This window comes from Nonomuraea thailandensis, from assembly GCF_024172165.1.
Taxonomy (GTDB): Bacteria; Actinomycetota; Actinomycetes; order Streptosporangiales; family Streptosporangiaceae; genus Nonomuraea; species Nonomuraea thailandensis.
The window spans coordinates 12,633,586-12,646,611 of the sequence record NZ_JAMZEB010000002.1; the positions used below are offsets into that span (position 1 = coordinate 12,633,586).

The 13,026-nt window shown below is 71.9% G+C and carries 13 protein-coding genes; 9 read left to right on the plus strand and 4 right to left on the minus strand.

The genetic code is table 11. The annotated features are described in order from the left end of the window. Window positions 1–81: 81 nt before the first annotated feature. The 4 genes from HD597_RS62720 (at window position 82) to HD597_RS62735 (ending at window position 3,213) form a co-directional block, all read left to right on the plus strand. On the plus strand, window positions 82–444 hold the full coding sequence (locus HD597_RS62720; RefSeq protein WP_253758983.1) for a MerR family transcriptional regulator: 363 nt from the start codon (window positions 82–84) through the stop codon (window positions 442–444). 24 nt (window positions 445–468) lie between these two features. Continuing rightward, on the plus strand, window positions 469–1,284 hold the full coding sequence (locus HD597_RS62725) for a patatin-like phospholipase family protein (RefSeq protein ID WP_253758985.1): 816 nt from the start codon (window positions 469–471) through the stop codon (window positions 1,282–1,284). A gap of 25 nt (window positions 1,285–1,309) precedes the next feature. Next, window positions 1,310–2,314 (plus strand): 1-acyl-sn-glycerol-3-phosphate acyltransferase, encoded by a 1,005-nt coding sequence (locus tag HD597_RS62730; RefSeq protein WP_253758987.1) that lies wholly within the window; start codon window positions 1,310–1,312, stop codon window positions 2,312–2,314. Between the two features lie 83 nt (window positions 2,315–2,397). After that, complete coding sequence (locus HD597_RS62735; RefSeq protein WP_253758989.1) at window positions 2,398–3,213, plus strand: SAM-dependent methyltransferase; 816 nt, start codon at window positions 2,398–2,400, stop codon at window positions 3,211–3,213. A gap of 5 nt (window positions 3,214–3,218) precedes the next feature. On the opposite strand, the gene HD597_RS62740 is transcribed toward HD597_RS62735, so the two are convergent. Next, complete coding sequence (locus tag HD597_RS62740) at window positions 3,219–4,706, minus strand: cobyric acid synthase (RefSeq protein WP_253758991.1); 1,488 nt, start codon at window positions 4,704–4,706, stop codon at window positions 3,219–3,221. Between the two features lie 125 nt (window positions 4,707–4,831). On the opposite strand from HD597_RS62740, the gene HD597_RS62745 reads away from it, so the two are divergent. Then, entirely contained in the window at window positions 4,832–6,151 is a 1,320-nt protein-coding gene (locus tag HD597_RS62745; protein WP_253758993.1) for an MFS transporter, read from the plus strand. 48 nt (window positions 6,152–6,199) lie between these two features. Here the strand turns inward: HD597_RS62745 and HD597_RS62750 are convergent, their stop codons facing one another. Continuing rightward, window positions 6,200–6,478 (minus strand): antitoxin, encoded by a 279-nt coding sequence (locus tag HD597_RS62750; RefSeq protein ID WP_253758995.1) that lies wholly within the window; start codon window positions 6,476–6,478, stop codon window positions 6,200–6,202. A gap of 147 nt (window positions 6,479–6,625) precedes the next feature. On the opposite strand from HD597_RS62750, the gene HD597_RS62755 reads away from it, so the two are divergent. Genes HD597_RS62755 through HD597_RS62765 form a run of 3 tightly spaced genes read left to right on the plus strand, consistent with a single transcriptional unit; the run spans window position 6,626 to window position 9,457 of the window. Beyond that, entirely contained in the window at window positions 6,626–7,537 is a 912-nt protein-coding gene (locus HD597_RS62755) for an ABC transporter ATP-binding protein (RefSeq protein WP_253758997.1), read from the plus strand. After that, window positions 7,515–8,306, plus strand: coding sequence for an ABC transporter permease subunit (locus HD597_RS62760; RefSeq protein ID WP_253758999.1), 792 nt, complete (start codon window positions 7,515–7,517; stop codon window positions 8,304–8,306). The genes HD597_RS62755 and HD597_RS62760 overlap by 23 nt, the downstream gene beginning before the upstream one ends. Next, window positions 8,306–9,457, plus strand: coding sequence for a PucR family transcriptional regulator (locus HD597_RS62765; RefSeq protein ID WP_253759001.1), 1,152 nt, complete (start codon window positions 8,306–8,308; stop codon window positions 9,455–9,457). The genes HD597_RS62760 and HD597_RS62765 overlap by 1 nt, the downstream gene beginning before the upstream one ends. A gap of 114 nt (window positions 9,458–9,571) precedes the next feature. On the opposite strand, the gene HD597_RS62770 is transcribed toward HD597_RS62765, so the two are convergent. Then, window positions 9,572–10,192, minus strand: a complete 621-nt coding sequence (locus tag HD597_RS62770; protein ID WP_253759003.1) for a LysE family translocator — start codon at window positions 10,190–10,192, stop codon at window positions 9,572–9,574. 482 nt (window positions 10,193–10,674) lie between these two features. Here HD597_RS62770 and HD597_RS62775 point away from each other — a divergent pair, with 482 nt between their 5' ends. Beyond that, on the plus strand, window positions 10,675–11,622 hold the full coding sequence (locus tag HD597_RS62775) for a quinone oxidoreductase family protein (protein WP_253759004.1): 948 nt from the start codon (window positions 10,675–10,677) through the stop codon (window positions 11,620–11,622). 504 nt (window positions 11,623–12,126) lie between these two features. Here the strand turns inward: HD597_RS62775 and HD597_RS62780 are convergent. Continuing rightward, the gene (locus HD597_RS62780) at window positions 12,127–12,990 is read right to left on the minus strand and encodes a Vgb family protein (protein WP_253759006.1); all 864 of its coding nucleotides are present in this window, start codon (window positions 12,988–12,990) and stop codon (window positions 12,127–12,129) included. Between the last annotated feature and the right edge of the window lie 36 nt (window positions 12,991–13,026).

A 13,026-nucleotide genomic window follows, 5' to 3' on the forward strand; every position in this document is an offset into this window, starting at 1 on the left:
TTGTCTCCTGAGTTGGGTGATGTGCGGATACGCTAAGACCTGACGTTGACGTCAGAGGCAAATGGTGTGAGGGGGATCACCATGCGGATCGGCGAGCTCGCCTCCCGGACGGGGGTGAGCGTGCGCGCGCTGCGTTACTACGAGGAACAGCGGCTGCTCACCTCGGAGCGCAGCCCCAGCGGGCAGCGGGTATATCCGGACAGTGCCGTGGACCTGGTGTGGATGATCCAGCACCTGTACGCGGCCGGGCTGCCGAGCCGGTCGATCGAGCCGCTGATGCCGTGCGTGATGTCGGGCGAGGTGACGCCCGAGCTGCTGGACCGGCTGCGGGCCGAGCGGGAGCGCATCGAGGGGCGGATCGACGACCTGGTCAAGACCCGCGAAAGGCTCGACTCGATCATCTCCGTGGCGTCGCGCTACGAAGGGCGGACCTGTCCCAGGTGAGCGCGTAGGGTGCAGAATTCCAGCATGGCCGGGACCGCGTTCGTGCTCGGTGGCGGCGGGGTGCTCGGCGCGCACGAGGTGGGCATGCTGCGGGCGCTCGACGAGGCGGGCATCCGTCCCGACCTCGTCGTGGGCACGTCCGTCGGTGCCCTGAACGGCGCCGTCATCGCCGCCGACCCCGCCGAGGCGGTCGCCAGGCTGACGGGCCTGTGGCAGTCCGACGTCGTCCGCACGGCGTTCGCCGGGTCCTGGGTGTCCCGGTTGTCCACGCTGGCCAGGACGGGCACCCACCTGCACCCGATCGGCCCGTTACGCGCGGTGCTGAGCAGGACGGTGCGGGTCTCGCGGATCGAGGAGCTGGCCGTCCCGTTCCAGTGCGTGGCGGCCTCGGTCGAGCGGGCGGCGGCGCACTGGTTCACCGGCGGGCCGCTGGTCGATTCGGTGCTGGCGTCGTGCGCCGTTCCGGGGCTGCTGCCGCCCGTCGTGATCGGCGGCGAGCACTTCTACGACGGCGGGCTGGTGCACAGCATCCCGATCGGGCGGGCCGTCTCGCTCGGGGCGAGCCGGGTCTTCGTCCTGCACGTGGGCCGCATCGAGCGCCCGCTCGCGCCGCCCCGGCGGTTCTGGGAGGTGGGCATGGTGGCGTTCGAGATCGCCCGCCGGCACCGGTTCGCCGAGGACCTGGCCACGCTGCCGCCGGGCGTGGAGGTGCACGTGCTGCCGGCCGGGGTGACCGAGCCGCTCTCGCCGCTGCGCTACCGCGACGTGTCGCAGATCTCCGCCTGCATCGACCGGGCCTACGAGGCGTCTTCCAGCTATTTGCGGAACAGGGCAGGATGAAGAGAGACCCCTGAAGGAGGCCCGGGTGCTTCCACCTCGCATCCTGCGCAGGCTCGTGCTGGCGCCCCTGGTCATCGTGCTGACCGTGTTCATGGTGGTGACGCTGCCGTTCTGGCTGGTCGTCGCCGCCGCAGCCGCGCTCCGGCTGCCGCCGCCGCAGCGCAGGAGCGCGCGGTTCGTCTGGTTCGCCACGGTGTGGCTGACGCTGGAGTCGGCCGTGCTGGTCGCCTGCGCGTGGTTGTGGGTGGCGGGCGGGGCCCGGCGGCAGGAGCACCACTACGCGCTGATCAAGTGGTTCCTGGAGAAGGTGTACACGACCGCTGTGCACATCTTCCAGCTCCGCGTGGACGTCGAGGAACCGGATCCCGGGGAGCGGGAGGGCCGGTCGGCCAAGCCGATCATCGTGCTGTCCCGGCACGCGGGCCCCGGCGACTCCTTCCTGCTGATCCATCACCTGCTGGACCGTTACGAGCGCAGGCCGCGCATCGTCATGAAGGCCGCGCTCCAGTACGACCCCTCGCTCGACGTGGTCATCAACCGGCTGCCGAACGCGTTCGTCCCCCGCAAGTCCGGTCAGACCCTGGTGATCGAGGAGATCCGCCGCCTGGCCGCCACGATGAGCGGCCAGGACGCCCTGGTGATCTTCCCCGAGGGCGGCAACTTCACCCCGCGCCGCCGCCAGAAGGCGATCACGCGCCTGGAGGAGAAGGGGCTGCTCGCCGAGGCGGAGCGGGCGCGCGGCATGGACCACCTGCTCCCGCCCCGCCCGAACGGCGCCATCGCGGCCATCGAGGCGTGCCCGTCGGCGGACGTCGTCTTCGTCGCGCACACCGGCCTCGACGACCTGGTCACGCTGCACGACATCTGGCGCTACCTGCCCATCCGCGCGCACATCACCGCGAAGTGGTGGCGGGTGCCCGCCGCCGACATCCCGCGCGACCGCGAGGAGCGCATCCGCTGGCTGTACGACCACTGGGAGCGGATCGACGAGTGGATCACGGCCCAGCGCATGGCCTCCAGGCACGGCTGAGCCGATTCGTCCCGCATGCCCGGCCTTGGGCGTCTATGTTGATCTCTGACACCAGGAACCTGGATGCCTACGGGGAGGCACCGATGGGCGAGGAGCCCCAGAAGATCGACAGGGCCGCGGAGCTGGCCCGCATCGACACCTCCGTCCCGCACCCTGCGCGCGTGTGGGACTACTGGCTGGGCGGCAAGGACAACTACGCGCCCGACCGCGAGGTCGGCGACGAGATCGTCAAGATCATGCCGGACCTGCCGGTCAACGCCCGTGCCGAGCGGGAGTTCATCGGCCGCGCCGTCCGCCACCTGGCCGGCGAGCTCGGCGTCGACCAGTTCCTCGACGTCGGCACGGGCATCCCGACGGAGAGCAACACCCACGGGGTGGCGCAGGCGGTCAACCCCGCGGCCCGCATCGTGTACGTCGACAACGATCCCATCGTGCTCGTCCACGCCCGGGCCCTGCTGGTCGGCACCGAGGAGGGGGAGACCGACTACATCGACGCCGACCTGCGCGAGCCGGACACCATCCTGCGCCAGGCCGCGCGGACGATCGACTTCTCCCGCCCGGTCGCGTTGATGCTGATGGGCGTGCTGGAGTTCGTCCCCGATGCCGAGCAGGCGCACGCCTCGGTGGGCACGCTGCTCAAGGCGCTGCCGCCGGGCAGCTACATGGCCATCGCCCACAGCCTGAAGTGCCCGCCGATGGACGAGGCCGCCGCCCGCTGGAACGCCTCCGGCGCGACCCCGCTCACCCTGCGTACGGAGGAGGAGCTGCTCGCCTTCTTCGACGGCATGGACCTCGTGGAGCCCGGCCTGGTGTCGCTGCCGAAGTGGCGGCCCGAGCCCGGCACCAGCTTCACCGATCGCGAGGTGTTCCAGTACGGGATCGTCGGCCGCAAGCCGTAGCTCTCTCACCGCACCGTGCCGGGCGGCAGCGTGGGCAGGCCCGCGGGCGGGCCCTGCTCGATGAGGCGGAGCAGCGCGTCCGTGTCCAGGTGCTGCTCGACCAGGTCGCCGAGCGCGTCGAGCCGCTGCTCGCGCAGCCCGGCGAAGTCGGTGGCGGGGTCGGGGACGAAGTCGCGCCCGGCCCGCGCCGCCACGTCGGCGAGGAAGGCGCGCCGGAAGCCGTCGTTCTCCAGGGCGCCGTGCCACGTGGTGCCCCAGACGTCGCCGACCCGGCAGCCGTCGAGGAACGGCTCGCCCCCTTCGACCGTGGCCACCCCGTGGTGGATCTCGTAGGCCCGCACCGGCTGCCCGTAGGCCGTCCCCTCGGGCCTGGCCAGCCGCTTCTCCCGCCCGAACGTCACCCGTACCGGCAGGATCCCCAGCCCCGCGACGCGCCCCGCCCCCGACTCGACCTCGTCCACGATCTCTTCGGCGAGCATCTGGAACCCGCCGCAGATCCCCAGCACCGGCCCCTTCCTGGCGCCGATGGCCGCCGCCAGGCCGGTCCTGCGCAGCCAGGCCAGGTCGGAGACCGTGGCCCGGGAGCCGGGCAGCACGACCAGGTCGGCGTCGTCCAGCTCGGCCGGATCGGTGGCGAAGCGCACCACCACGCCCGGCTCGGCGGCCAGCGCGTCCACGTCGGTGAAGTTGGAGATCCTGGGCAGCCGCACGACCGCCACCCTGAGGGTCTGCCTGCCGTACGGGGCGCGGACGGCGACATGGCGGTTGTCCAGGGCCAGCGAGTCCTCCACGTCCAGCCAGAGCCCGTCGAGCCAGGGCAGCACCCCGTACACCGGGCGCCCGGTCAGCTCCCTGATCATGTCGAGCCCCGGCTCCAGCAGCTCCTTCGCGCCCCTGAACTTGTTCACCACGAAGCCGGCGACATGTGACTGGTCGGCGGCGTCCAGCAGGCCCACCGTGCCGTAGAAGGCGGCGAACACCCCGCCCCTGTCGATGTCGCCGACCACGAGCACCGGCAGGTTCGCGGCCCTGGCCAGGCCCATGTTGGCGATGTCGCCGCGGCGCAGGTTGATCTCGGCCGGGCTGCCCGCGCCCTCGCAGACCACCACGTCGTACTGCTCGCGCAGCCGGTCGAGCGCCTCCAGGGCCGTGGTGCGCAGCAGGTCCTTCAGCGCGCCGTACTCCATGGCGTCCACGTCCGCCACCGGGCTGCCCATCAGCACGACCTGGCTGCGGCGGTCGCTGCCGGGCTTGAGGAGGATCGGGTTCATGTCGGCGACGGGCTCCAGGCCGCACGCCTGCGCCTGCATGGCCTGCGCCCGGCCGATCTCGGCGCCGTCGGCGGTGACGTACGAGTTCAGCGACATGTTCTGCGCCTTGTAGGGCGCCACGCGCACGCCCTGCCGGGCCAGCCAGCGGCAGATGCCCGCCGTCACCACGCTCTTGCCCGCGTCCGATGTGGTGCCCGCGACCAGCACCGCCCCCTTGACCATGGGATCACGGTACACGGAGGCAAATTCCCGGTAATTCCCCATTTACGAACGCTGTGACTTCTGCCACTCTGGCTAGAACATTGCCCTAGAACGCAATTCTAGATTTCCCTACGGAAAGGGTGGGCATGGTCGGGACGTTCGGTTCGCCGCGTACAGGCACCATCGACGCGCAGTCCCGCGCGCCATTCGGCTGGGCACCCCTCGTGGTGCTGTTCATCGTCGGACTAGTGGACCGGATCGAGCACAACCTCCTGTCAGGCGTGCTCCCCCTCATTCAGAAGGAATGGGGCTTCAGCGACACCGCCGCCGGCTCCATCCCCACGGCGGCCGCCCTGGCGGCGGTCGTGGTGTCGCTGCCCGCCGGCTACCTGGCGGACCGCTTCAGCCGCACCCGCATCATCGCGATCGTCGTCTTCTGCTGGGCCATCGCCACGCTGGGCTCCGGCATGGCGACCGGCTTCGCGATGTTCTACCTCATGCGCGTGTTCCTGGCCGCCGCCGAGAACATCGACAACCCGGCCGCCGGCAGCCTGCTCGCCGACTACTACCCGCCGGTCAGCCGGGCCAAGGCGTACGGGCTGACCCGGGTGACCACCTACCTCGGCGGCGTCGGCACCCTGCTCGGCGGCGTGCTGGCCGACGCGTTCTCCTGGCGCACCGCGTTCCTCATCATGGTCGTGCCCGGCGTGCTCACGGCGCTGCTCGTGTGGTTCCTGCGCGAGCCGCGCCGCGGCGAGCTCGACCGGCTCGTCGCCACCGGCGAGGCAGCGCCGTCGGAGACCCCGCAGGCGCAGGAGAAGCCGCCGTTCTGGACGCAGCTCCGCCAGGTGCTGGCCATCCCGACCCTGCTCTTCGTCTGCGCCGGCCTGGCGCTGCTCAGCCTAGGCCTGGCCGGCATCTTCTTCTGGCTGCCCACGCTCATGGTGCGCGGCTTCGGTGCGAGCGTCGGCACGGCGGGCTCGATCAGCGGCCTGATCACCATCGCGGGCACCCTCATCGGCACCCTGGTCGGCTCGTGGCTGGGCAGGAAGTGGCACGGCACCCGCAAGGGCGGCCGGCTTCTGGCCGGCGGCAGCGGCATCGCGGCCGGCTCGCTGGTGCTGGCCGCGGCCCTGTCCATGGACTCACTCGGCGGGCTGACCATCCTGGTGCTCGTCGCGTGCTCGCTGATGTCGATCGCGATCCCCAACATGACGGCCTGCCTGGCCGACGTCGTGTCCGCCGCCTCGCGCGGCCTCGGCTTCGCCGTCCTGCAACTGCTGCTCACGGCCGGCAGCGCGTTCGGCTCGCTGGTCGTCGGCATCGTGTCGGACGAGTCCGGCTCCCTGCTGACCGGCATGTACGTGCTGGTGATCCCCATGGCCGTCGGCGGCCTGCTCACGCTGGGCGCCCGGGCCTCGTTCGAGCGGGACGCGCGCAAGGTGATGGAGGCCGCGGGCCGCTGATCCGCGGATGTGTCCGGGGGCGTGGCGCGCGGCCACGCCCCCTCCTTTTCAGCCCTGCGGCGGCGTACGCCGTTCGCGCTCCTCCTGGGAGTACGACTGCGGCGGCTGCTGGGGCGGGTACGGCGGACGCTGCTCGCCGGTGGCGGTTCCACCACCGCCGTAACGGCGTTGCACGGCGTCGGCGCCCTTGCTGATCTGGTCGTCGTACTTGTGGCCGGTGCGCTCCTTCACATACCGCTCGGCGCGGTCAAGCACCTGGTCGGCCTGCTTGGAGTGCCCTCTGGCAAGGTTCTCCGCCTTCTTCAGCCAGTCTCCGATGCGGCTCATGACCAATTCCCCGTTCCTTCGGACTCCGATCCTTGCCCCTACCCCCGGGGCCTCGAATGATGTTTGCCGGGCTCCGGAAGCGAACCCGGGCACAACCTGCCGTACTCACTCAATGACGCCAGGCCCGGCAAGCGGGACGATGCGGGCATGACAGCAGTAGTGCAGGCCGAAGGGCTGACCAAGTACTACGGCAGGCGGCGCGGCCTGGAGGACCTCACCCTGGAGATCCAGCCGGGGGAGATCTTCGGTTACCTGGGGCCCAACGGCGCGGGCAAGACCACGACCCTGCGGCTCCTGCTCGACGTGATCAGGCCCACCAGCGGCACCGTACGGGTGCTCGGCGGGGCCCCGCGCGAGCCCGCCACCCGCGCCAGGATCGGCTACCTGCCGGGCGAGCTGGTGCTGGAAGGCCGCGACCGGGCCGTCGACTACCTGCGCTTCCTGGGCCGGGTGCGCGGCGGTGTGCCGGCCTCCCGGATCGAGGCGCTGGCCGAGCGGTTCGACGCCGACCTGACGGTGCCCATGCGCAAGCTCTCCAAGGGCAACAAGCAGAAGATCGGGCTCATCCAGGCGTTCATGCACGAGCCGGAGTTCGTGATACTCGACGAGCCGACCATGGGGCTGGACCCGCTGGTGCAGCAGGAGTTCCTGGCGCTGGTGCGCGAGGTGCGCACGTCCGGCCGCACCGTGCTGATGTCCTCGCACGTGCTGGCCGAGGTGGAGAGCGTCTCCGACCGGGTCGGCATCGTGCGCTCCGGGCGGCTCGTCGCCGTCGAGAACGTCGCCGCGCTGCGCGAGAAGGCGGTGCGCAGGGTCGAGCTGCACTTCGAGTCGCCCGTGCCGCCCGCCGCCTTCGAGAACCTGCCCGGCGTACGCGACCTGCGCGTCGAAGGGGCCGGCGTGCGCTGCACGATCGACGGCCGCCCCGACGCGCTGATCAAGGCGGCGGCGCAGTTCACGGTCGTCCACCTGGTCAGCGCCGAGCCGGACCTGGAGGAGATCTTCCTGACCTACTACAGCGACGAGGAGGAGCACGATGATCGCCAGAAGCCTGCGTGACTGCCGGCGGATGCTGATCTGGTGGACCATCGGCATCAGCGCCTTCATCACCCTCTACCTGACCGTCTACGGCAGCATCAAGGAGAGCCCGGAGACGTACGGGCCGGCCGCCGTCGCCAAGTTCCCCGGCGCGCTGCGCGATCTCATGGGCGGCATGACCGACATGGTGTCCGGCGCCGGCTTCCTCCAGACGGTCGTCTACCAGCTCTTCGTCCCCATGCTGTTCATCGCCTGCGCGACCTTGCTGGCCAACCGGGCCCTGGCCGGGCCCGAGGAGACCGGCACGCTCGAACTGGTCGTCACGCTGCCGGTGGACCGGCGGCGGCTCGTGCTCGACAAGTTCGCCGCGCTGGCCCTCGGGCTGCTCCTGGTGGCCGCCGTGACGTTCGTCGCGGCCGTGGGGATGAGCGCGCTCATGGAGACCGGGGTGCCGTTCGACCGGATCCTCGCCGGGCACACCGGGGTGCTCCTGCTCGGCCTGTTCGCCGGCACCGTGGCCCTCGCCGTCGGCGCCGCCACCGGGCGCAGGCTCGTCGCCTCCGCCGTCGTGGGCGTGTGGGCGGCGGCCGGCTACACCGTGGTCACCGTGGGCCGGTCCGTGGACGCCATCGCCTGGCTGAAGTGGGTCTCGCCGTTCCACTACTACGCCGACGGCAGGCCCCTGTTCGAAGGGCTGCCGGTCGGGGACTACCTTGTCCTCGCGGGGGCGACGGCCGTGCTCGCCCTCACCGCGGTGCTCGCCTTCGACAGGCGTGACGTAGGAGTCTGATGGCGATCTCCGAGCTGCCCGCCGACCTGCTCAAGGGGCACTGGCAGCGGCTGGCGGACCACGCGGCGACCGGCCGGTCACCCGACCGGGAGGCGCTGGACGCCTACCGCGCCGCCGGCGCCAGGGCCGCCGAGCTGGGGCTGTCGCTGCGGGCCCTGGTCGACGCCGCGCTCGCCGCAGGGGAGGAGCTGCCGGGGGTGCTGCCCGCGCTGCGCAAGGCGGTCTTCGCGCTGATGGAGGGGTACGAGGGGGCGCAGCTCGCGGCCATCCGGAGCGAGGAGGGGGCACGCAGGGAGTTCGTGGACGATCTGCTGCAGGGGCGGGCGGAGCGGCTGGCGGAACGGGCCGAGCACTTCGGGCTGCGGCTGGCCGAGTCGTACGTGGTGACGGTGGCCCGTGGCCCGCGCTCCTCTCCCCAGGACCGGTCCGACGCTGACCTGGTGGGGCGTGAGGCCGGCCAGGTGGAGCCTGACCCTGGCCGGGTGGGACGGGCGGCGCGGGTGGCGCGTGGCCAGGGCCGTGCCGAGGGCGATCGGGACCGTGTCGAGGGCGATCGGGACCGCATCGAGCGCGACCTGATCGCCCGGTTCGGCTCCCACAACGTGCTCGTCGCCGTACGCGACGGCTTACTGGTGTGCGTCGCCCCCGCCGCCCTGCCCGCCGCCGTGGGGGAGTTCACCCATCACGTACGCGCTCGCTTCCCGCCCGGCTGGCGCGTCGGCGTCGGCCGCGCACATCGGGGGCCCGGGGGAGTGGTGACCTCCTACCGGGAAGCGGCGCAGGCCCTGGATCTGGCCGACGGGCTCCGCCTCAAGATCGACGTGGTCAAGGCCGCCGACCTGCTGGTCTTTCCCGTGCTGCTGCGCGACAGGAGCGCCATCGAGGACCTCGTGGACAGCGTGCTCAGCCCGTTGCTGGAGGCGCGGGGCGGGCACGAGCCGCTGCTGGAGACCCTGGAAGCGATCTTCGCCTCCCATGGCAACCAGACGGCCGCGGCGCGACGGCTGGGGGTCAGCCCGCGGGCGGTGACGTACCGGCTGGAACGCATCCGCCGCCTGACCGGCTTCTCACCCGACGACCCGACCCAGCGCTTCACCCTGGAAACGGCCGTCCTCGGCGCCCGCCTCATGGGCTGGCCCGCCCACGGCTGACATCTCATGACATGCGGCGCTCAGCCGCTTCGGCGGGGTCGGGCCGGAAACGTTCGGCTCAGTCAGTCGTGTCCGGCTCGGTCGCTCCGAGGGCGCCGGATCGCTCACCCTGGCTCAGTCGCTCACGGCGAGCCGTATCCCGAACCCCACGATCACCACGCCGGTCAGCCGGTCGAGGAACCGCCGGACAGCAGCCGAGCGCAGGATCCCGCCCATCCACGACGCGAACCCGATCAGCAGTGCGCTCCACACCAGCCCCTCCACCACGTGCACCCCGGCCAGCGTCAGCCCCATCAGCACGTGCGGCGCCTCCGCGGGGATGAACTGCGGCAACATGGCCACGTAGAACGCGCCCACCTTCGGATTGAGCAGGTTCGTCAGCAGCCCCCGCCGCAACCCCTTGCCGAAGCGCATCTCCTCCTGCTGCTGCCCATCAGGCTGTTGCTCGTGCCTGGCCAGCAGCATGCGCAGCCCCATCCACACCAGGTACGCCGCTCCGGCCCAGCGCAGCACGTCGTAGGCCACCTGAGAGGCGGCCAGCAGCGCCGACAGCCCGGCGGCGGTGAGCACGCCCCAGCAGAGCGTGCCGAGCTGGATGCCTAGCGTCACACCCCAGGCGGGCCGCCGCCCGGCCAGCACGGACGTACGCAGGATCAGGGCGGTGTCGAGGCCGGGCGTCAGCGTGAGCAGCGCGACCACGGCGGCGAATGACCAGATAGATCCTGCGATGTCCACGCAAGTGAGGCTACAACAGGCACTCGCCACACCCTGGTGACGTTCACTGCGGAGTGCGCCCGAACGGCGTGGCCAGGCAGGAATCGTGGCTGAATGAGCGTCGTGGCCGGGCAGCGCTCCCGTCGGCCCGTTCCAGCGACCAGATCCGCCGGCCACAGCGGTGCCCGTCCGGTGCCGTCCGAGCGAGCGCCCTGTCCGGGCGAGCGCCCTGTCCGGGCGAGCGTCCTGTCCGGGCGAGCGGCCTGTCCCGGGCGGGAACCATGCCACGGCGGGTGGGAACCATGGCACGGCAGGAACCAAGGTACGACGGGAACCCTGGCACGGCGGGACCACGGCCAAGGGGAACTTGGCACGGCGGGGAACACGGCCGACGGGAGTCCGGCTCAGGCGGGGATCGTGGTCAGGCGGGAGTCCTCATGGGGGTGCGCGGTGGGGCTGGCCCCGGGTGGCGTCGGGATCGAGGGGAGGGGTTGACTAGGAGCATGCATGCCATCATCGTCTCCGCCCCAGGCGGCCCAGAGGCTCTCGAATACGTCGAGCGGCCCGACCCTGTCCCCGGTGACGGGGAGGTCGTGGTCGACGTCGCCGCCAGTGGCGTGAACTTCATCGACATCTACCACCGCTCAGGCGCGTACCCCCTCCCCCTGCCCACCCCCATCGGCTCCGAGGGCGCGGGCACGGTGTCGGCCGTCGGGGCCGGTGTGCGGGACGTGGCCGTGGGCGACACCGTCGCCTGGGCGAACGTGCTCGGCAGCTACGCCGACAAGGCCGTCGTGCCGGCGCACCGGGTGGTGCCGGTGCCGGACGGGGTGTCGGCCGAGGTGGCGGCTGCGGCGATGTTGCAGGGGATGACGGCCCACTACCTGACCCACTCCACGCACGAGGTCAAGGAGGGCGACCAGGTTCTCGTGCACGCCGGGGCGGGCGGCATGGGGCAGTTGCTGGTCCAGCTGGCCAAGCTCAAGGGTGCCAAGGTGTACACCACGGTCTCCACCAGCGAGAAGGAGAAGCTGGCCAGGGAGGCGGGGGCGGACGAGGTGTTGCGCTACGACGACTTCGCCGAGGCGCTGCGCGGCCAGATCGACGTGGTGTACGACGGTGTCGGCAGGTCCACGTTCGACGGCGGGCTGGAGGCGCTGCGTCCGCGCGGCCTCATGGCCCTGTACGGCGCCGCCAGCGGGCCCGTCCCGCCGTTCGACCCCCAGACGCTCAACAAGCAGGGCTCGCTCTTCCTCACCAGGCCCACGCTCGTCCACTACATCGCCGAGCGGCAGGAGCTGCTGCAGCGCGCCTCCGACCTGTTCGGGTGGATCACCCGGGGAGAGCTCGCGATCAACATCTCGCACCGGTATCCGCTGGCTGACGCCCGGCAGGCGCACGAGGACCTGGCCGCCCGCCGCACCACCGGAAAGCTGCTCCTGATTCCCTGACCACCGCCGAAGAGGGCAGACGCCGTGCGGCTGCGAGGCCGTGGGTCTGCGGGGTCGTGAGGTCGTGGGATTGCGGGGTCGCAGGGTTGCGGGGCCGTAGAGGCCGTGGAGCGGCGGGGCCGTGAGACGGCGGCTGTGCGGGTTGTGTGGCCGTGAGGCGGCGGGCTGTGAGGCCGTGGGGCGTGGCTTCGTAGGGCGTAGGGCCGGAGGGCCGGAGGGACGTGCGGTCGCAGGGCTGTGGCGTTGGGCTGGGCCGGGTGCGTGTGGGGCGCACCCGGCTCGGCCCGCGGCGGCGTGTGGGCGCACCCGGCTCGCCCTCGGTGGTGTCTGAGCGCGCCCGGCTCGGCCCGCGGTGGTGTGTGGGGCATCCGGCTCGGCCCGCGGTGGTGTGTGGGCCGCACCCGGCCCAGCCTGCCGTGGTGGGTGGGCGCACTCAGCGCAGCCCGCGGCGGCGCGCGGGCGCATCCGGCGCAGCCCACAACGGAGCGTGCAGCGTAGTGGTCGTCAGCCGAGGCGGGCCAGGGCGCCTGCCTCCAGCGCGACCCAGACTGCCCCGTCCGGCCCGACGGTCAGCCCGTGAGGTTCGCCCTTGCCCTGGTCCCCATCCCTGCCCGGCACGCTGGGCAGCGCGTGCTCCTCGATGGTGCCGTCCACGGTGATGCGGCCGACGCGGTCGGCGGCCCACTGCGTGAACCAGAGGGCTCCGCCGGGCCCGGTGATGATGGCGTGCGGGCGGGCGGCGCGGTCGGGGAGCGGATGCTCGGTGATCTTGCCGGTGGTGTCGATGCGCCCGACCTGGCCTGCCCCGATCTCGACGAACCAGAGGGCGTCGTCGGGCCCGAGCGTGATCCCCACCGGGGCAGCCCCCTCGGTGGGCAGCGGATGTACGGTGATCTCGCCAGCGAGTGAGATGCGCCCGATGGCGTTGCCCTGGTTGAGGGTGAACCAGAGGGCGTCGTCGGGCCCCGCCGTGATGAACGACGGCATGCCGCCCTCCACCGGCACCTCGAACGCGGTCAACGCCCCATCGGCCCCGATTCGCCCGATCTTTCCGGCCTCGATCTGGGTGAACCACATCGCCCCGTCCGGCCCGGCCGTGATGCCGTACGGGGTGGTCGCCTCGTGGACCGTGAGCTGCCCGTCGGTGGTGATGCGGCTGATGCGCCCGCCCTTGTACTCGGTGAACCACATCGCCCCGCCGGGCCCCGGCGTGATCACCGTCGGCAGGCCGTCGGCCGGGTCGAGCCGGTGGATCACGGGCTCCTCGCCGGGGACGAGCCTGCCGACGCAGCCCTGGTGGGCGAGTGTGAACCAGATGGCCCCGTCGGCCGCGGTCGCGATGCCGTACGGCGCGCCTGCTTCGATCATGGTCAACATGGATGCCCCCCGATGGTGGTGGTCGGT

What these genes read in the sequence shown, in the direction of transcription:
- HD597_RS62720 (WP_253758983.1), top strand. Translation starts at nt 82, where the DNA reads ATGCGGATCGGCGAGCTCGCCTCCCGGACGGGGGTGAGCGTGCGCGCG.
- HD597_RS62725 (WP_253758985.1), top strand. Translation starts at nt 469, where the DNA reads ATGGCCGGGACCGCGTTCGTGCTCGGTGGCGGCGGGGTGCTCGGCGCG.
- HD597_RS62735 (WP_253758989.1), top strand. Translation starts at nt 2,398, where the DNA reads ATGGGCGAGGAGCCCCAGAAGATCGACAGGGCCGCGGAGCTGGCCCGC.
- HD597_RS62740 (WP_253758991.1), bottom strand. Translation starts at nt 4,706, where the DNA reads ATGGTCAAGGGGGCGGTGCTGGTCGCGGGCACCACATCGGACGCGGGC.
- HD597_RS62745 (WP_253758993.1), top strand. Translation starts at nt 4,832, where the DNA reads ATGGTCGGGACGTTCGGTTCGCCGCGTACAGGCACCATCGACGCGCAG.
- HD597_RS62750 (WP_253758995.1), bottom strand. Translation starts at nt 6,478, where the DNA reads ATGAGCCGCATCGGAGACTGGCTGAAGAAGGCGGAGAACCTTGCCAGA.
- HD597_RS62755 (WP_253758997.1), top strand. Translation starts at nt 6,626, where the DNA reads ATGACAGCAGTAGTGCAGGCCGAAGGGCTGACCAAGTACTACGGCAGG.
- HD597_RS62760 (WP_253758999.1), top strand. Translation starts at nt 7,515, where the DNA reads ATGATCGCCAGAAGCCTGCGTGACTGCCGGCGGATGCTGATCTGGTGG.
- HD597_RS62765 (WP_253759001.1), top strand. Translation starts at nt 8,306, where the DNA reads ATGGCGATCTCCGAGCTGCCCGCCGACCTGCTCAAGGGGCACTGGCAG.
- HD597_RS62775 (WP_253759004.1), top strand. Translation starts at nt 10,675, where the DNA reads ATGCATGCCATCATCGTCTCCGCCCCAGGCGGCCCAGAGGCTCTCGAA.
- HD597_RS62780 (WP_253759006.1), bottom strand. Translation starts at nt 12,990, where the DNA reads ATGATCGAAGCAGGCGCGCCGTACGGCATCGCGACCGCGGCCGACGGG.